The organism is Pseudomonas piscis (genome assembly GCF_009380155.1).
GTDB lineage: Bacteria > Pseudomonadota > Gammaproteobacteria > Pseudomonadales > Pseudomonadaceae > Aquipseudomonas > Aquipseudomonas piscis.
In genome coordinates this window covers 783176-802168 of record NZ_WHUV01000001.1, presented here as the reverse complement: position 1 = coordinate 802168, position 18993 = coordinate 783176, and the positions used below count along the sequence as shown (strand labels likewise).

The window sequence follows — 18993 nt, the reverse complement described above, 5'->3', positions numbered from 1 at the left end:
CGCCATGCACAACAACAATAACGACCTGACGCTCGGTGCCCCGCTAAGCGGGCCCGTCTTGCCGCTACGCAACGTTCCCGATCCGGTGTTCGCCACCGGCGCCATGGGCGACGGGATCGCCATCGATCCGCTCAACGACACCCTGCACGCCCCCTGCGCCGGCCAGGTGATCCAGGTCGCACGCACCGGCCACGCCGTGACCCTGCGCGCCGACAACGGCGCCGAAGTACTGCTGCACCTGGGCCTGGATACCGTCGAGCTGAAGGGTAAAGGCTTCGAGCTGCTGGTCCAGGAAGGCCAGCGCGTCAGCGCCGGCCAGCCTCTGCTGCGCTTCGACCTGGACTATGTCGCTCAGCATTGCCGGAGCCTGATCAGCCTGCTGATCCTGACCAACAGCGAGGGCTTCGAGCAGCGTCCGCTGAGCCTGGGCGCCGTGAAGATCGGCGAACCACTGTTGCATATCACTCGACGCAGCCAGGCTCCGGCATCCTCATCTAGCGCCCCGGGCTCGGCGGAACAGGCCAGCGCCCGGGTCCGGGTTGCCCATCGCGGCGGCCTGCATGCGCGCCCCGCGGCCCTCGTCCGCCAATGCGCCGCCGGCTTCGCCAGCCAATCGCAGCTGAGTTTCAAGGACAAGAGCGCCCCCTGCACCAGTCTGGTGGCCCTGATGGGCCTGGGTATCGGCGAACAGGATGAAGTGCTGGTCAGTTGCCAGGGCGCCGATTGCCACGCCGCCTTGCAAGCACTGCTCAAGACCCTGGGCACGGCGCTGGAGAGCGACGCCCACCCGGCGCCCGCCGTGGTCGCGCCCAGCATCCGGCGCCCCGCCGAAGACGGCGTATTGCATGGGGTCTGTGCCGCACCAGGGCTGATCGCCGGCCCACTGCTGCGACTTGAGGCCATGCAATTGCCGGAGGACCTTGGCCAGCACCAGCCCGATGAACAGCGCCAAGCCTTGGAGAAAGCCCTGGAGCAGGTCCGCGCCGACATCCACCAGACCCTGGACCAGGCCCGCCGGCGCCACAACCAGGAAGAACAGGATATTTTCAACGCCCACCTGGCCCTGCTGGAAGACCCGACCCTGCTGGACGCCGCGCACGCCGCCATCGCCCAGGGCCGGGCCGCCACCCACGCCTGGAGCGCGGCGATCGCCGAGCAGTGCCAGGTGCTGCAAGGCCTGGACAACTCCTTGCTGGCTGAGCGCGCCAACGACCTGCGCGACCTGCAACAACGGGTGCTGCGGGCCTTGCTGGGTACAACCTGGCAATACGACCTGCCGCCCGGGGCGCTGGTCGCCGCCGATGAGCTGACCCCCTCGGACCTGCTGCAACTGAGCGCCCAGGGCGTGGCCGGCCTGTGCATGGCCGCCGGCGGCGCGACTTCCCACGTGGCGATCCTGGCCCGGGGCAAGGGCTTGCCGTGTCTGGTGGCCCTGGGCCAGGAAGTCCTGCACCTGGATAGTGGTCGCCAGGTGGTGCTGGATGCCGACGGCGGACGCCTGGAACTGGCACCCGACCCACAACGCCTGCAGCAGGTACAAGAGGCCCATCGGGCTCGCTTGCAGCGCCGCGCCTTGCAGCAACAACAGGCCACGGAGCCGGCCCTGACCCGTGACGGTCTGGTGATCGAAGTGGCGGCCAACGTCGCCTCCAGCGACGAGGCCCGGGACGCCCACCTGGGTGGTGCCGACGGCATCGGCCTGCTGCGCACCGAGTTCCTGTTCGTCGACCGCCAGCACGCACCGGACCAGGCGGAACAGCGCCAGGCCTATCAGGACGTGCTGGATGCCATGGGCGACAAACCGGTGATCATCCGCACTATCGATGTCGGCGGCGACAAGCAACTGGACTACCTGCCACTGCCGGCCGAGGCCAACCCGGTGCTGGGCCTGCGCGGCATCCGCCTGGCCCAGGCCCGCCCCGAACTGCTGGACCAGCAACTGCGCGCCCTGCTCCAGGTGGCGCCGCTGGAGCGTTGCCGGATCATGCTGCCGATGGTCACCGAGGTGGCCGAGTTGCTGCATATCCGCCAGCGCCTGGATGCCCTGGCCAGCGAACTGGGGATCGCCCAGCGTCCTGAACTGGGGGTGATGATCGAAGTCCCGGCGGCGGCCTTGATGGCCGAGCAACTGGCCGAGCATGCCGACTTCCTGTCCATCGGCACCAATGACCTGTCCCAGTACACCCTGGCCATGGACCGCGACCATGCCGGGCTGGCCGCCCGGGTCGACGCCTTGCACCCGGCGCTGCTGCGGCTGATCGCCCAGACCTGCGCTGGCGCCAGGCGCCATGGACGCTGGGTCGGGGTATGCGGCGCCCTGGCCTCCGATCCGCTGGCCACCCCGGTGCTGATCGGCCTGGGCGTCAGCGAACTGTCGGTCAGCCCGCCCCAGGTCGGGGAACTCAAGGACCGGGTCCGCCAGCTCGATGCCGGCCAATGCCGTCATCTGAGCCAGACCCTGCTCGACCTGCCCGGCGCCGCCGCTGTCCGCCAGGCCTGCGCCGAGCATTGGCCTCTATAAGCACAAGAATCCAGGAGAGACGCCATGTACCAGTATTTCATCGAGGGCCTGCAGCGCCTCGGCCGGGCGCTGATGCTGCCCATCGCCATCCTGCCCATCGCCGGCCTGCTGCTGCGCCTGGGCGACACCGACCTGCTGGACATCGCCATCATCCACGATGCCGGGCAGTCGATCTTCGGCAACCTGGCGCTGATCTTCGCCATCGGTATCGCCGTGGGTTTCGCCAAGGACAACAACGGTACCGCCGGCCTGGCCGGAGCGATCGGTTACCTGGTGATGATCTCGACCCTCAAGGTGCTGGACGCCAGCATCAACATGGGCATGCTCGCCGGGATCATCAGCGGGCTGACGGCCGGTGCGCTGTACAACCGCTTCAAGGACATCAAGCTGCCGGAATACCTGGCGTTCTTCGGTGGCCGGCGCTTCGTGCCCATCGTCACCGGCTTCACCGCCGTGGGCCTGGGCGTGGTGTTCGGCCTGATCTGGCCGCCGATCCAGCATGGCATCAACAGCTTCGGCCAACTGCTGCTGGAAAGCGGCAGCTTCGGCGCCTTCGTCTTCGGCGTGTTCAACCGCCTGCTGATCGTCACTGGCCTGCACCACATCCTCAACAACATGGCCTGGTTCATCTTCGGCAGCTTTACCGACCCGAACACCGGCGCCGTGGTCACCGGCGACCTGACCCGCTATTTTGCCGGCGACCCCAACGGCGGCCAGTTCATGACCGGGATGTTCCCGATGATGCTGTTCGGCCTGCCCGCCGCCTGCCTGGCCATGTACCGCAATGCCCTGCCGGAGCGGCGCAAGGTGATGGGCGGGATCTTCCTGTCCATGGCCCTGACCTCGTTCCTCACCGGGGTCACCGAACCCATCGAGTTCGCCTTCATGTTCCTGGCGCCGCTGCTGTACCTGGTGCATGCGCTGCTCACCGGGATGTCCATGGCCCTGACCAACCTGCTGGATATCCACTTGGGCTTCACCTTCTCCGGCGGCGCCATCGACATGGCCCTGGGCTGGGGTCGCTCCACCAATGGCTGGAAGGTGTTGCCGGTGGGCTTGCTGTATGCGGTGATCTACTACCTGGTGTTCGATTTCTGCATTCGCCGCTTCAACCTCAAGACCCCGGGTCGCGAGGACATCCCCACCGCCAACAAGAGCGAGCTGGCCAGCGACCAGCGCGCCACGGCCTACATCAAGGCCCTGGGCGGCGCCGCGAACCTGATCACCGTGGGCGCCTGCACCACCCGCCTGCGCCTGGAACTGGCCGACCGCGACCTGGCCCGCGACGCCGACCTCAAGGCCCTGGGTGCCATGGCCGTGGTACGCCCCGGCAAGGGCTGCAGCCTGCAAGTGGTGGTCGGCCCGACCGCCGATAGCATCGCCGATGAAATCCGCCAGGCCCTGCCGGCCTCGCGCAGCACTCCCGAACCGCTGCCGCAGACGCCGGCCCCGGTATCGATCGCGGTTCCCACCCAGGAAGCCCAGCAATGGCTCACCGCCCTGGGCGGTCGCGACAACCTGCTGCAACTGGACTGCGTAGCCCTGACCCGGCTGCGGGTGCAACTGGGCGACAGCCGTGGCTTGTCGGAAGCGGCGCTACGCAACCTGGGCTGCCAGGGCACAAGGCGCCTGGAAGGCGACGTCTGGCATGTGCTGATCGGCGAGAGGGCCGCCGGCCTGCAAGCCGCCCTCCAGGTGCTGATGCAGCGCGAGGTCAGTGCCAGCGCCTGAGGAGCGAAACCGCGCGCCAATAAAAAAGCCCGCTGGCCGTTTCCGGTCCAGCGGGCTTTTTGTCTGTGGATAACCTCAGAACTGCTCCAGACGCCACACCTCGTAGGCCGGAGTCTCGTAGGGATGGCTCTGTTTGAGGGCCATCACCACGTCGCGGATCAGTTCATCGGCCACCACCAGCTCGACCTTCCACTCCTCCACCCGCTCCACCAGGCCGGTCTGCCCGAGGAACGGCTGGCTGCCGTCCAAGGGGCGGAACTGGCCCTGGCCGAGCACCTGCCAGGCGCACTGGTCGTAGGTGCCGATGCGGCCGCCACCTGCGGCGAACACGGCGCTCTTGACCTGCTCCACATGGCTGGGAGGCACGAAGAAGCTGAGCTTGTACATCGCCTCAGTTCACCCAGACGCGAGCGTTGCGGAACATGCGCATCCAGCCCGCATCTTCGTTCCAGTCATCAGGACGCCAGGAGTTCTGCACGGCACGGAACACCCGCTCAGGGTGCGGCATCATGATGGTGACGCGACCGTCGCGGCTGGTGAGGCCGGTGATCCCGCGTGGCGAACCGTTGGGGTTGGCCGGGTAGCGCTCGGTGACCTTGCCGTGGTTGTCGACGAAGCGCAGGGCCACGCAACCGGACAGGTCGGCTTCCAGCAGCGCTTCTTCGCTTTCGAACTCGGCATGGCCTTCGCCGTGGGCGATGGCGATCGGCATCCGCGAACCAGCCATGCCCTGCAGGAAGATCGAGTTCGACTCCTGCACCTGGACCATGGCCACGCGGCCTTCGAATTGCTCGGAACGGTTGCGCACGAAGTGCGGCCAGAACTCACTGCCCGGGACCAGCTCGTGCAGGTTGGACATCATCTGGCACCCGTTGCACACACCAAGGGTGAAGGTGTCGTTGCGCTCGAAGAAGCCCTGGAACGCATCGCGGGCGCGGCTGTTGAACAGCGCCGACTTGGCCCAGCCTTCGCCGGCGCCCAGTACGTCACCGTAGGAGAAGCCGCCGCAGGCGACCATGCCCTTGAACTCGTTGAGGTCGACGCGACCGGCGAGGATATCGCTCATGTGCACGTCGATGGCGTTGAAGCCGGCACGGTCGAACGCCGCGGCCATTTCCACCTGGCCATTGACGCCCTGCTCGCGCAGCACTGCCACCTGGGGCCGTACGCCCTTCTTGATGTAAGGCGCGGCGATGTCCTGGTTGACGTCGAAGCTCAGCTTGACGCTCAGGCCCGGGTTGTCTTCCTCCAGGACCACGTCGAACTCCTGCTCGGCGCAGTCGGCGTTGTCGCGCAGGCGCTGGATCTGGTAGCTGGTCTCGGCCCACTGGCGCTGCAGCAGGCGACGCTCGCCGGCGAACACGTTCTCGCCATTGAAGGTGATGTTGATGTGGCCGTTGTTGACCGGCTGGCCGATCACCGCCACGCAGTCGCCCAGGCCCGCGGCGCTGAACTGTGCGAGCACGCTCGGAGTGGCGTCCTGGCGAACCTGGATCAACGCACCCAGTTCCTCGTTGAACAGGATGGCCGGGATATCGGCCGCGCTGGCAGCCAGGGCATCCAGGTTCAGGTTCAGGCCGCAGTGGCCGGCGAAGGCCATTTCCACTGCGCTGGTCAGCAGACCGCCGTCGGAACGGTCGTGGTAGGCCAGCAGGTGGCCGTCGGCATTGAGGCCCTGGATCACCGCGAAGAAGGCCTTCAGGTCTTCGGCGTCATCGACGTCCGGAGCCTGCTTGCCGATCTTGCCGTGGGTCTGGGCGAGGATCGAGGCGCCCATGCGGTTCTGGCCACGGCCCAGGTCGATCAGGACCAGGTCGGTGGTGCCCTTGTCCATGCGCAGTTGCGGGGTCAGGGTCTGGCGGATGTCAGTGACCGGGGCGAAGCCGGTGACGATCAGCGACAGCGGCGCGGTGACGCTCTTGTCCACGCCCTCTTCGCTCCAGCGGGTGGCCATGGACATGGAGTCCTTGCCCACCGGGATGGTGATGCCCAGCTCCGGGCACAGCTCCATGCCGACAGCCTTGACGGTGTCGTACAGACGCGCGTCTTCGCCCGGGTGGCCGGCAGCGGACATCCAGTTGGCGGAGAGCTTGATGTCGCTGATCTTGCCGATGCGCGAGGCCGCGAGGTTGGTCAGGGTCTCGCCGATGGCCATGCGCCCGGACGCCGGGGCATCCAGCAGGGCCAGCGGAGTACGCTCGCCCATGGCCATGGCTTCGCCGGTGTAGACATCGAAGCTGGTGGCGGTGACCGCCACGTCGGCTACCGGCACCTGCCACGGGCCGACCATCTGGTCGCGGGCCACAAGGCCGGTGATGGTGCGGTCGCCGATGGTGATCAGGAAGCTCTTGCTGGCCACGGCCGGGTGGTGCAGGACACGCTCGATGCTCTCGGCGACGTCCAGGGTGCTCGGATCGAAATCGTCGCCCAGCTCGGCTTCGCGAACGGCCGAACGATGCATGCGCGGGGCCTTGCCCAGCAGCACTTCCAGGGGCATGTCCACCGGGCTGTTGCCGAAGTGGCTATCCGTGACCGTAAGCTGCGGCTCGGCGGTGGCTTCGCCGACCACCGCGAACGGGCAGCGCTCGCGCTCGCAGATGGCCTTGAAGCGCTCGAAGTCCTCGGCGCCCACCGCCAGGACATAACGTTCCTGGGATTCGTTGGACCAGATCTCGTGCGGGGCCATGCCCGGCTCGTCGTTGGGAATGTTGCGCAGCTCGAAGCGACCGCCGCGGCCGCCGTCGTTGACCAGCTCGGGGAAGGCGTTGGACAGGCCGCCCGCGCCGACGTCGTGGATGAAGCTGATGGGGTTCTTGTCCCCCAGCTGCCAGCAACGGTCGATGACCTCCTGGCAACGGCGCTCCATTTCCGGGTTCTCGCGCTGTACCGAGGCAAAATCCAGGTCCGCCGAGCTGGTGCCGGTAGCCATGGAGGAAGCGGCGCCGCCGCCCAGGCCGATGAGCATCGCCGGGCCGCCGAGGACGATCAGCTTGGAGCCGACGGTGATCTCGCCCTTCTGCACGTGTTCGTCGCGGATGTTGCCCATGCCGCCAGCCAGCATGATCGGCTTGTGGTAGCCACGCACTTCTTCACCACGGGGGGTGGTGATGGACTGTTCGAAGGTCCGGAAGTAGCCGGTCAGGGCCGGACGGCCGAATTCGTTGTTGAACGCTGCGCCACCCAGCGGACCTTCGATCATGATGTCCAGGGCGTCGACGATGCGCTCGGGCTTGCCGTACGGCACTTCCCAAGGCTGTTCGAAGCCGGGGATCTGCAGGTTGGAAACGGTGAAACCGGTGAGACCGGCCTTGGGCTTGGCGCCACGACCGGTGGCACCCTCGTCGCGGATCTCGCCGCCCGAACCGGTGGAAGCGCCAGGGAACGGGGCGATGGCGGTCGGGTGGTTGTGGGTCTCGACCTTCATCAGGATATGCACCGGCTCCTGCACCGCGCCGTACTGGCGGGTCTCGGGATTCGGGAAGAAACGCCCGGCGACGGAACCGACGATTACCGCGGCGTTGTCCTTGTAGGCCGAGAGCACACCTTCGTTGTGCATCTGGTAGGTGTTCTTGATCATGCCGAACAGGCTTTTTTCCTGGGCCTGGCCGTCGATGTCCCAACTGGCGTTGAAGATCTTGTGGCGGCAGTGCTCGGAGTTGGCCTGGGCGAACATCATCAGTTCGATGTCGTGGGGGTTGCGTGCCAGCCCCTGGAAGGCCGTCATCAGGTAGTCGATTTCATCTTCGGCCAGGGCCAGGCCCAGCTCGCTGTTGGCCTTTTCCAGGGCGGCGCGACCGCCGCCGAGGATGTCCACTGCGGTCAACGGCTTGGGTTCGGCGTGGCTGAACAGGCCGCCGGCCTGCTCCAGGTTGGCCATCACCACCTGGGTCATGCGGTCGTGCAACGCATCGCCGATCAGCTGGGCATCGGCCTCGCTGAACTCGCCGGCCACATAGAAGGCAATACCCCGTTCCAGGCGCTGGACTTTCGCCAGGCCGCAGTTGCGGGCGATGTCGCTGGCCTTGCTCGACCAGGGCGAGATGGTGCCGAACCGCGGCAGGACCAGGAACAGTCGGCCGCTCGGCTCTTGTACCGGAACGCTTGGGCCGTACTTCAGAAGGCGCGCAAGCACCTGCTGTTCGTCGCCGGTCAGGACGCCGGTGACTTCGGCGAAGTGAGCGAATTCAGCATACAGGCCACTGACAGCCGGTACTTTCTGGCTCAGTTGCTCAAGGAGTTTGCTGTGGCGAAAGGCAGAAAGGGCAGGAGCGCCGCGCAGGATCAACATCTTCGGGACAGCCTCGGGAAGGGGTGTGCTTTGAGGCCGTGCATTCTAACGTAAACCGCCAGCATCGGCACTCGAAACGCTATCCACCCACGCCTCCGGGCGTCGGCCCGGGCATGGCGCCCTATAACAAAGGCTTATCTAGGTTATCGCCAAGGGTTATTTGAATCGTCACATTGGCCGCCGAAGGCCCAATCCCGTGGCCTCCAGCCCAGGCCGCCAATCGCTAGCAGACAAGCCCTTCGCTGTCGAGATATGGCGGCCGTTGTGCTTTGCGTATACTGCGCCAATGTTTTCCCCTATGGCTTTACGTCCGCGCTGCGCCAAGTGGCTCATCGTTACCGGACTCTTCCTGATGCTCGGTGCCTGCGTTGAAAAACCCAGCACCCTGGAGCGTGTAAAGGAGGATGGCGTGCTGCGGGTGATCACCCGGAACAGTCCCGCCACCTACTTCCAGGATCGCAATGGTGAAACCGGCTTCGAATACGAGCTGGTGAAACGCTTCGCCGACGATCTGGGGGTCGAGCTGAAGATCGAGACCGCCGACAACCTCGACGACCTGTTCGGCCAGCTGGGCCAACCCAAGGGCCCGGTCCTGGCCGCCGCCGGCCTGGTGGGCAGCGAGCAGCGCAAGCAACAGGTGCGCTTCTCCCACCCGTACCTGGAAGTCACCCCGCAGATCATCTATCGCAACGGCCAGTCCCGCCCCACCACCGCCCAGGACCTGGCGGGCAAGCACATCATGGTGCTCAAGGGCAGCAGCCATGCCGAACAACTGGCCGAACTCAAGCTCAAGTATCCCGCTATCGCCTACGAAGAATCGGACGCCGTGGAAGTGGTGGACCTGCTGCGCATGGTCGACGAAGGTCAGATCGACCTGACCCTGGTGGATTCCAACGAACTGGCGATGAACCAGGTGTATTTCCCCAATGTGCGAGTAGCCTTCGACCTCGGCGACGCCCGCAGCCAGAGCTGGGCAGTGGCCGCCGGCGACGACAACAGCCTGCTCAACGAGATCAACGCCTTCCTCGACAAGGTGGAGAAGAACGGCACCCTGCAACGCCTCAAGGACCGCTACTACGGCCATGTGGACGTGCTCGGTTATGTGGGCGCCTACACCTTCGCCCAGCACCTGCAGCAACGCCTGCCCAAGTACGAGAAGCACTTCAAGGCCTCGGCCAAGCAGCAAAAGCTCGACTGGCGCCTGCTGGCCGCCGTCGGCTACCAGGAATCCATGTGGCAGGCCGAGGTGACCTCCAAGACCGGCGTGCGCGGCCTGATGATGCTGACCCAGAACACCGCCCAGGCCATGGGCGTCTCCAACCGCCTGGACCCCAAGCAAAGCATCAGCGGCGGGGCCAAGTACCTGGCCTACATCAGGGATCAGCTGGATGACAAGATCGAGGAGCCGGACCGCACCTGGTTCGCCCTTGCCGCCTACAACGTCGGCACCGGCCACCTGGATGACGCGCGCACCCTGGCCAAGCGCGAAGGCCTGAATCCGAACAAGTGGCTGGACGTGAAGAAGATGCTGCCGCGCCTGTCGCAGAAGCAGTGGTACAGCAAGACCCGCTATGGTTATGCCCGGGGCGGCGAGCCGGTGCATTTTGTGGCCAACATCCGTCGCTACTACGACATCCTCACCTGGGTGACCCAGCCGCAGCTGGAGGGCGACCAGGTCGCCGAAGGCAACCTGCACGTCCCGGGCGTCAACAAGGCCAAGCCGGCCGAGGAAAACCCGCCGCTCTGAAGCCGCCAGCCTCGGAGCGGAGAAGCCAGGCTGCGGCGATCGCTTGATCGCGCCAGGTCTTGAGACCTTGCCGCAGCCTACCGCAGTGCCTGGTCAGCCCTTGGCCGCCGCCAGGATCAGCGCCTTCATTTCCGCGACCGCGCCCTTGAAACCGACGAACAGCGCATGGGCCACCAGGGCATGGCCGATGTTCAGCTCGTTGATCCCCTTGATCGCCGCCACGGCCTCGACGTTGTGGTAATGCAGGCCATGGCCGGCATTGACGATCAGGCCCTGGGCCAGGCCCACCGCCACACCGTCGACGATGCGTTGCAGCTCTTGCGCCACTTCGACCGGGGTCTGGGCATCGGCGTAGCGCCCGGTGTGCAGTTCGATGGCCGGCGCACCGACCCGCTTGGCGGCCTCGATCTGGCGCTCGTCGGCGTCGATGAACAGCGAGACCTCGGAGCCGATTTTCGACAGGCGCTGCACTGCAGCCTTGATCCGCTCCTCTTGCCCCGCGACATCCAGGCCACCCTCGGTGGTCAGCTCCTGGCGGGTTTCCGGGACCAGGCAGATATGCGCCGGACGGATGCGCTCGGCGAAGGCCATCATTTCCTCGGTGACGCCCATTTCGAAGTTCATGCGGGTCTGCAGCACGTCCTTGAGCAGCAGCACATCGCGCTCCTGGATATGCCGGCGATCTTCACGCAGGTGCACGGTAATGCCGTCGGCGCCCGCCTCTTCCGCATCCAGCGCAGCCTTGACCGGGTCGGGATAACGCGTGCCCCGGGCCTGGCGCAGGGTGGCAACGTGGTCGATGTTCACGCCAAGAAGAATGCGATTGCTGGTGGTCACGAAAGCGCTCCTGAATAAATGAAGATTCGGCGCACAGCATACGGGCAGAACGGGGTTGGTTGCCATTTACCGATGCACCTTGGCATCGACCCGGCAAGCGCGGCGGGCTCAAGGCTTGCGAAACAGCTCGCGACTGACCAGTGGCCGGCCACCCAGGTGAACAGCCAGGGCCTGGCGCATCAGGCGCTTGGCCGCCGACAAGGCGCCTGGCGCGCTCCAGTCGGCTTCGGCCATGGCCAGGAGCTCGGCGCCATTGAACAAGCCCGGCTGCAGCAGGAACACCTGCTCCAGGCCGGCATCCACTTGCAGGCGATACAGGCCATCGGCGGCGATGGGAGCGCCATGGATATCCTGGTCAAGGGCGAAGCCGTAACCCAGATCGTCCAGCAAGCGCCATTCGAAGGCTCGCAGCAAAGGCTCCAGGGGACGGCCGGCGGCCAGGGCCAGCAAGGTCGCGGCGTAGTGATCGAACACCGCCGGATGGGGATCTTCCGCCGGCAACAGGCGGATCAGCAGCTCGTTCAGGTAAAGCCCGCTGAACAGCGCCTCGCCATTGAGCCAGGCAGCGACGCCGGCACTTTCCATGCGCCCGACATTCTTCAGTTCGCCCCGACCACGAAACTCCACTTCCAGGGGCACGAAGGGGCGCGCGAGCGTACCGGCCTTGCCCCGAGCATTGCGCAACACCGCCCGCAGGCGCCCCTGGGGCGTGAGGAAGTCCACCAGGGCGCTGCTCTCGCGATAGGCACGGCTATGCAGGACATAGGCGAGTTGGCCGACAGGGGCGTTGCTGGACATGGTTGCGAGGAGTCTCAGGAAATAGAGAGGGAACCGGGTCCGAAAGGAGTATCGAAACTGTTCGTTGGCGAGTCGACTCCTGCCCGGAGCCGACTCGCCGGCACGAGGCTTTAAAGGTCGCCGTAGCCCAGCGAGCGCAGGGCGCGCTCGTCGTCGGACCAGCCGCCCTTGACCTTGACCCAGAGGTTGAGCATGACCTTGGAGTCGAACAGCAGCTCCATGTCCTTGCGCGCTTCCATGCCGATGCGCTTGATCCGCTCACCCTTGTCGCCAATGATGATTTTCTTCTGGCCGTCACGCTCGACGAGGATCAGGGCATGGATGTGCAGGGTCTTGCCCTGTTGCTTGAACTCTTCGATTTCCACGGTGATCTGGTACGGCAGCTCGGCGCCCAACTGGCGCATGATTTTCTCGCGTACCAGTTCGGCGGCAAGGAAACGGCTGCTGCGATCGGTGATCTGGTCTTCCGGGAAGAAGTGCTCGTTCTCCGGCAAGTGCTTGGCGATCAAGCCTTCCAGGGCATCCAGGTTATGCCCTTGCTGGGCCGATACCGGGACGATCTCGGCATTGGGCAACTGCTCCTGCAACCAGGTCAGGTGCGGCATCAGCTCGGCCTTGTCCTCGATGCGATCGGTCTTGTTGATCGCCAGGATCACCGGGCCCTGCACGAACTGGACGCGCTCCAGGACCAGTTGGTCCTCGTCGGTCCACTTGGTGCGGTCGACCACGAAGATCACCACGTCCACGTCTTTCAAGGCTGCCGAGGCAGTCTTGTTCATGTAGCGGTTCAGCGCCTTCTCGTTGCTCTTGTGCATGCCGGGGGTGTCGACGTAGATCGCCTGCACGTCGCCTTCGGTCTTGATCCCGAGCATGTTGTGGCGAGTGGTCTGCGGCTTGCGCGAGGTGATCGCCAGCTTCTGGCCGAGGATGTGGTTGAGCAGCGTCGACTTGCCCACGTTGGGGCGGCCGACGATGGCGACATAGCCACAGCGTGTTGCAGTTGAATCAGTCATGGCCATTCTCCACGCCCAGGGCAATCAGTGCTGCGGCAGCCGCTACCTGTTCGGCAATGCGACGGCTCACGCCCTGGCCCCGGCTTTTTTCATTCAAGAGGGTGACTTCGCATTCCACGAAGAAGGTCCGGCAATGGGGTTCGCCCTGGATATCCACCACTTCGTAGCGTGGCAGTTCACAGGCTCGGGACTGGAGGAACTCCTGCAACCTTGTCTTGGGGTCCTTGTTGGTGTCCACCAGGGTCAGGCTGTCGAATTCCGAGGCCAGCCAGGACAGCACGCGGTCACGGGCGGTCTCCATGCCGGCGTCCAGGTAGATCGCGCCGATCAGGGCTTCCAGGGCGTCGGCGAGGATCGACTCGCGACGGAAACCACCGCTCTTCAGCTCGCCGGAGCCCAGGCGCAGGTACTCACCCAGGTCGAAGCCGCGGGCCAGCACCGCCAGGGTCTCGCCTTTGACCAGGCGTGCGCGCAGACGCGACAGCTGGCCTTCGCGAGCCTGGGGAAAACGCTCGAACAGCGCCTCGCCAGCCACGAAGTTGAGGATCGCATCACCCAGGAATTCCAGGCGCTCGTTGTTGCGTCCGGCAAAGCTGCGGTGAGTGAGGGCCAGGAGCATCAGCTCCTGGTCCTTGAAGGAATAACCGAGCTGGCGCTCGAGACGACTCAAAGAAACGCTCACGATCTACCCACACTGGTTTCGTCACCGAAACTCGCCATCCTATGGGCCGCGCACGAGGTGCGGGTGGCAATTAACGCTGTGTTCAAATCCACATCCTGAATATCGTTGATTGCATGCCCCTGGCCACGCACCACCCGGGGGACGGGTGGTTTTACACAAGAGCCAGAAAAGCATTCGGCGCTGTATTCAACAGCGCCGTGGGTGATTACTTGATCAGGCCAACCCGCGAGAAATTCGGCAGGTGGCTGAGTTTCGGTTCGGGCCAGCTCATCCAGACTGCAAAGGCCTTGCCGACGATATTCTTGTCGGGAACCATGCCCAGCAGGTCCTTGGGAATGCTCGGGTCATCCCAGTAGCGACTGTCGTTGGAGTTGTCGCGGTTGTCGCCCATCATGAAGTAGTGCCCGGCGGGAACTACCCAACGACCGTCCGGGGTAGCCCGGTAACGACTCATTTCCTTGCGGATCAGGTGCTCGGCAGCGCCGAGTTTTTCCTTGTACAGTTCCGCGCTGCCCAGGGTTCCTGGCTCGGCCCCTACCAGTTGCTCCGCCACCGGCTGGCCGTTGACGAACAGGTGCTTGTCGCTGGTGTAGCGCACCTCGTCGCCCGGCAGGCCGACCACTCGCTTGATGTAGTTGACGTTCGGATCGCTCGGGTAGCGGAACACCATCACATCGCCGCGCTGCGGGTCACCGACCTCGATGACCTTCTTGTCGATCACCGGCAGGCGAATGCCGTAGGAGAACTTGTTCACCAGGATGAAGTCGCCCACATCCAGGGTCGGCTTCATCGAGCCCGATGGAATCTGGAACGGTTCCACCAGGAACGAACGCAGCACCAGGACGATGAAGAGCACCGGGAAGAACGACTTGCCGTATTCAACCAGCAGCGGTTCCTTGTTCAGCTTCTCGACCACCAGACCATCCGGCTGGCTGACGCTGCCCTGATAGTTGGCGATGGCTGCGCGGCGACGCGGAGCCAGGAACACCAGGTCGAGCAACGCCAGGAAACCGCATACGAAGACAGCGATGACCAGCAACAGCGGGAAATTTAGTGACATAGGACCTAACTATCCAACCTGAGCACAGCAAGGAAGGCATCCTGTGGAATCTCCACGTTACCCACTTGCTTCATGCGTTTCTTACCGGCTTTCTGCTTTTCCAACAGCTTGCGCTTACGGCTGACGTCACCGCCGTAGCATTTGGCCAGTACGTTCTTTCTGAGGGCCTTGACGGTTGTCCGCGCGATGATCTGACCGCCGATGGCGGCCTGGATTGCCACGTCGAACATCTGCCGAGGAATCAGTTCTTTCATCTTCTCGGTCAACGCACGCCCTTTGTAGTGGGCATTGTCGCGGTGCACGATCAGGGCCAGGGCATCGACCCGGTCACCGTTGATCAGCACGTCCAGCTTCACCAGATTAGCCGACTGGTAGCGGTCGAAGTGGTAATCCAGCGAGGCGTAGCCACGGCTGGTGGACTTCAAGCGGTCGAAGAAGTCCAGTACCACCTCGTTCATCGGCAGGTCGTAGGTCACCTGGACCTGCGAACCGAGGAACAGCATGTCGCGCTGTACGCCGCGCTTCTCGATGCACAGGGTTATGACGTTGCCCAGGTGCTCCTGGGGCACAAGGATATTGGCCCGTACGATCGGCTCACGCATGTCCTCGATGGAGGACAGGTCCGGAAGCTTGGACGGGTTATCGACGTAGATGGTTTCACCGGTCTTGAGCAGCAGCTCGAAGATTACCGTCGGCGCGGTGGTGATCAGGTCCAGGTCGTATTCGCGCTCCAGGCGCTCCTGGATGATCTCCATGTGCAGCATGCCGAGGAACCCGCAACGGAAGCCGAAGCCCAGGGCGTCGGAGCTTTCCGGGGTGTACTGCAGCGAGGAGTCGTTCAGGGTGAGCTTCTGCAGGGCTTCGCGGAAGTCCTCGAAGTCGTCGGAACTGACCGGGAACAGGCCGGCATAGACCTGCGGCTGGATACGCTTGAAACCTGGCAGCACTTCCACGTCGGGCGTGGAGCTCAGGGTCAGGGTATCGCCCACTGGCGCACCATGGATGTCCTTGATGCCGGCGATGATGAAACCCACCTCACCGGCCTTGAGGTCCGCGGTAGCGGTGTGTTTCGGGTTGAAGACACCGACGCTGTCCACCAGGTGGATCTTGCCGGTGGACTTGACCAGGATCTTGTCGCCCTTCTTCACCCGGCCATGGCGCACGCGCACCAGGGACACGACGCCCAGGTAGTTGTCGAACCAGGAGTCGATGATCAGCGCTTGCAGCGGGTCTTCGATATTGCCGGTCGGTGCCGGGATGGTGGTCACCAGGCGCTCGAGCACTTCGTCCACGCCCAGGCCGGTCTTGGCGCTGCAGGTCACGGCGTCGGCGGCATCGATGCCGATGATCTTCTCGATTTCTTCCTTGACCCGCTCCGGCTCGGCCTGGGGCAGATCGATCTTGTTCAGTACCGGCATGACCTCCAGGCCCTGCTCGATGGCGGTGTAGCAGTTGGCGACCGACTGGGCCTCGACGCCCTGGCCGGCATCCACCACCAGCAGCGCGCCTTCGCAGGCCGCCAGGGAACGGCTGACTTCATAGGTGAAGTCCACGTGACCCGGGGTGTCGATGAAGTTCAGCTGGTAGGTCACGCCATCGCGTGCCTTGTAGTAGAGGGTGACGCTGTGGGCCTTGATGGTGATCCCGCGCTCACGCTCGAGGTCCATGGAGTCCAGGACCTGGGCTTCCATTTCGCGATCGGCCAGGCCGCCGCACATCTGGATGAAGCGATCGGCCAGGGTCGACTTGCCATGGTCAATGTGGGCGATGATGGAGAAATTGCGGATATGACTCAAATCACTCACGGATGAACACTCAAAAAGGCTGCAGGCAGGGCCCGCCGAAAAATAGCCGGGAATTGTACCTGATACTCGGCACAAGCGTCACGCTCACCGGTCAGCGTCCGGCAAATGCAAAAACGCCCCGGCTTGCAGGCCGGGGCGTCGCACCAAAACGAGGCAAAAAGCCGCGTCAACCGGCCCGGCGCAGCATCCAGAACCCGGCGACCGCGCAGATCCCGGCCGGAACCAGCACCGCGAACAGCGGCGAGAACCCGAACACCAGGCTCGAAGGTCCCAGCAGGTCCTGGGCGATGCGAAACACGAAGCCCACCAGCACGCCAGTGAACACGCGCTGCCCCAGGGTCACCGAGCGCAGCGGGCCGAAGATGAAGGAAATCGCCATCAGCACCAGGGCCGCAGTCACCAGCGGCTGCAGGATCTTGACCCAGAACGCCAGCCAGTAGCGACCATTGTTCAGCCCCTGGTCAGCCAGGTAGTGGATGTAGCCCCACAGGCCGCTGATGGACAGGGATTCCGGCGCCATCACCACGGTGCTCAGCAGCTGCGGGCTCAAGGCCACATCCCAGCGCTCCTCGGGAACACTGATGACCTCGGTATGCCCCTCACGGAAATAGGTGGTGGTGACCTCGGTCAGCTGCCAGTAGTTCTCGTGGAAACGGGCCTGGCGAGCGAAGCTCGAGGACAGCATGTGGCGCTGGTCGTCGAAATGATAGCGAGTCACCCCATACAACAGGCCGTTGGGTTGCACAGCGTTGATATGGATGAATTCGTCGCCCTGGCGGTGCCACAGGCCATGCTTGGAGCTCTGGGCGTCGCCGGAACCCTGGGCCAGGGCGCGGGCGGCCTGGGCCTGGGTTTCGGTGGCAGGCGCCACGTACTCGCCCACCAGCAGGCCAGCCAGCATCAGTACCAGCATCGGCTTCATCACTGCCCAGACGATCCGACCGACGGATACGCCCGCGGCACGCATGATGGTCAGCTCACTGTTGCTGGCCAGGGCGCCGAGACCGATCAGACAGCCGATCAGCGCGGCCATCGGCAGCATTTCATAGACCCGGCGCGGGGCGGTGAGCACCACGTAGCTCATCACGTCCATCACGGTGTAGGTATCGCTGATGCTGCCCATCTCATCGATGAAGGCGAACAGCGAGGCCAGCCCGAGGATGATCCCCAGGACCGCGAGAATCGCCATGAACACACTGCTACCGATGTAGCGATCGAGCTTAACCACGAGCCATCTCCTTCATGCTGCGACGACTCGCCATTTTCAAACGCAACGGTTCCCAATACATCAGTCCCAGGCCGATCACCAGGAACAGTACATGAACCCACCACAAGCCCAGGGCCGGCGAGATCTTGCCTTTCTCCAGGGCGCCGCGCACGGAAATCAGGATGGTCAGGTAGGCCATGTACAAGAGGATCGCCGGGATCAGCTTGAGGAAGCGGCCCTGGCGCGGGTTGACCCGGGACAGCGGCACCGCCATCAGGGTCACGATGAACACCAGCAGCGGCAGGGACAGGCGCCACTGCAGCTCGGCACGGGCCCGCAGGTCGTCCTTGCCGATCAACTCGGAAGTCGGCATGGCGTCACGATCAGTGACCTCCTCGCTGATATCCGGACGCTGCAGCAGTACGCCATAGGTGTCGTACTTGATCACCCGGTAGTTGGCCTCGCCCGGGTTGCCGTCATAGCGATAGCCGTTCTCCAGGATCAGGTAGCGGTTGCCATCGGGCCGGATGTCCTGGTGCCCCTTCTCGGCCACCAGCACGGAAATGCCCTGGTCCTTCTTTTCCTGGTTCAGGCGCTTCTCGGAAATGAACACGCCGCCCAGCTGGGTGCGGTCGTCCGACAACTGCTCGGTATAGGTCACCCGGCTACCGTCGTTGAGGGCCTGGAAGCGCCCGGCCACCAGGGTGTCGAACTCGGTCAGGGCATCCTGCTTGTTCAGCAGCAGCTGGAACTGGTTGGCCCCCTGCGGAGCCAGGCTCAGGCTCAACCAGGCCACCAGCAATGCCACCAGGGCCGCCGGGATCATGGTCAGGCCTAGCAGACGCTGCTGGCTCATGCCGGTGGCCGAGAGCACGGTCATCTCGCTTTCGAGATAGAGCCGGCCATAGGCCAGGAGAATGCCCAGGAACAATCCCAGGGGCAGGATCAGTTGCAGGAAACCCGGCAGGCGAAAGCCCATGATCAGGAACAGCGAGCCCGGATCCAGGGCGCCCGAGGCAGCCTGTGCGAGGAACTTGACGAAGCGCCCGCTCATGATGATGACCAGCAGCACCGCGCTCACGGCACTGAGGGTCAGCAGGACTTCGCGGGAAAGATAACGAAAGACGATCAAACCAGACACTCCAGGGTTGTCAGGCTAAGGCGGCCGAACAAGCAAACGATCGAGCCGGCCCCAGGATGCAGGGCCGCCGAAAAAGGATGGCGCATTATCCTGTGAATGCATGCGCCTGTCACGGTGGATGCTCACCCGACGCGGCAAAGCGGCGAACTTGGGCCAAACGAGG

13 protein-coding genes are annotated in these 18993 nt (G+C 64.5%); 3 read left to right on the top strand and 10 right to left on the bottom strand.

All coding sequences use genetic code 11. The annotated features are described in order from the left end of the window. Positions 1–4 precede the first annotated feature (4 nt). Together ptsP and nagE are read left to right on the top strand one after the other, a co-directional pair. A complete protein-coding gene (gene ptsP / locus GDH07_RS03725) occupies positions 5–2521 on the top strand; it encodes a phosphoenolpyruvate--protein phosphotransferase (protein ID WP_152896714.1) in 2517 nt (838 codons plus the stop codon). 24 nt (positions 2522–2545) lie between these two features. Continuing rightward, positions 2546–4252 (top strand): N-acetylglucosamine-specific PTS transporter subunit IIBC, encoded by a 1707-nt coding sequence (gene nagE / locus GDH07_RS03720; RefSeq protein ID WP_152896713.1) that lies wholly within the window; start codon positions 2546–2548, stop codon positions 4250–4252. 75 nt (positions 4253–4327) lie between these two features. On the opposite strand, the gene GDH07_RS03715 is transcribed toward nagE, so the two are convergent. Next, positions 4328–4639: a YqfO family protein gene (locus tag GDH07_RS03715; RefSeq protein WP_022642476.1), complete on the bottom strand. Its 312-nt coding sequence runs from the start codon at positions 4637–4639 to the stop codon at positions 4328–4330. A gap of 4 nt (positions 4640–4643) precedes the next feature. After that, positions 4644–8540: a phosphoribosylformylglycinamidine synthase gene (purL, locus tag GDH07_RS03710; protein ID WP_022642475.1), complete on the bottom strand. Its 3897-nt coding sequence runs from the start codon at positions 8538–8540 to the stop codon at positions 4644–4646. A gap of 286 nt (positions 8541–8826) precedes the next feature. Between purL and mltF the strand changes: the two genes are divergently transcribed. After that, positions 8827–10287: a membrane-bound lytic murein transglycosylase MltF gene (mltF, locus tag GDH07_RS03705; protein WP_152896712.1), complete on the top strand. Its 1461-nt coding sequence runs from the start codon at positions 8827–8829 to the stop codon at positions 10285–10287. A 93-nt stretch (positions 10288–10380) separates the two neighbouring features. Here the strand turns inward: mltF and pdxJ are convergent, their stop codons facing one another. From pdxJ to lptF, 8 genes are all read right to left on the bottom strand, one after another. After that, a complete protein-coding gene (gene pdxJ / locus GDH07_RS03700) occupies positions 10381–11124 on the bottom strand; it encodes a pyridoxine 5'-phosphate synthase (RefSeq protein ID WP_343038141.1) in 744 nt (247 codons plus the stop codon). 108 nt (positions 11125–11232) lie between these two features. Next, positions 11233–11922, bottom strand: coding sequence for a DNA repair protein RecO (gene recO / locus GDH07_RS03695; RefSeq protein ID WP_022642472.1), 690 nt, complete (start codon positions 11920–11922; stop codon positions 11233–11235). A gap of 110 nt (positions 11923–12032) precedes the next feature. Next, complete coding sequence (gene era, locus GDH07_RS03690; protein ID WP_022642471.1) at positions 12033–12935, bottom strand: GTPase Era; 903 nt, start codon at positions 12933–12935, stop codon at positions 12033–12035. Next, on the bottom strand, positions 12928–13617 hold the full coding sequence (gene rnc, locus GDH07_RS03685; protein WP_031320944.1) for a ribonuclease III: 690 nt from the start codon (positions 13615–13617) through the stop codon (positions 12928–12930). The genes era and rnc overlap by 8 nt, the downstream gene beginning before the upstream one ends. Before the next feature lie 205 nt (positions 13618–13822). Then, positions 13823–14677, bottom strand: coding sequence for a signal peptidase I (gene lepB, locus GDH07_RS03680; RefSeq protein WP_016967828.1), 855 nt, complete (start codon positions 14675–14677; stop codon positions 13823–13825). A gap of 5 nt (positions 14678–14682) precedes the next feature. Continuing rightward, a complete protein-coding gene (gene lepA / locus GDH07_RS03675) occupies positions 14683–16482 on the bottom strand; it encodes a translation elongation factor 4 (protein ID WP_053134309.1) in 1800 nt (599 codons plus the stop codon). A gap of 166 nt (positions 16483–16648) precedes the next feature. Further along, positions 16649–17710 (bottom strand): LPS export ABC transporter permease LptG, encoded by a 1062-nt coding sequence (gene lptG, locus GDH07_RS03670; protein ID WP_022642468.1) that lies wholly within the window; start codon positions 17708–17710, stop codon positions 16649–16651. Further along, a complete protein-coding gene (gene lptF / locus GDH07_RS03665) occupies positions 17703–18821 on the bottom strand; it encodes an LPS export ABC transporter permease LptF (protein WP_085596221.1) in 1119 nt (372 codons plus the stop codon). The genes lptG and lptF overlap by 8 nt, the downstream gene beginning before the upstream one ends. Between the last annotated feature and the right edge of the window lie 172 nt (positions 18822–18993).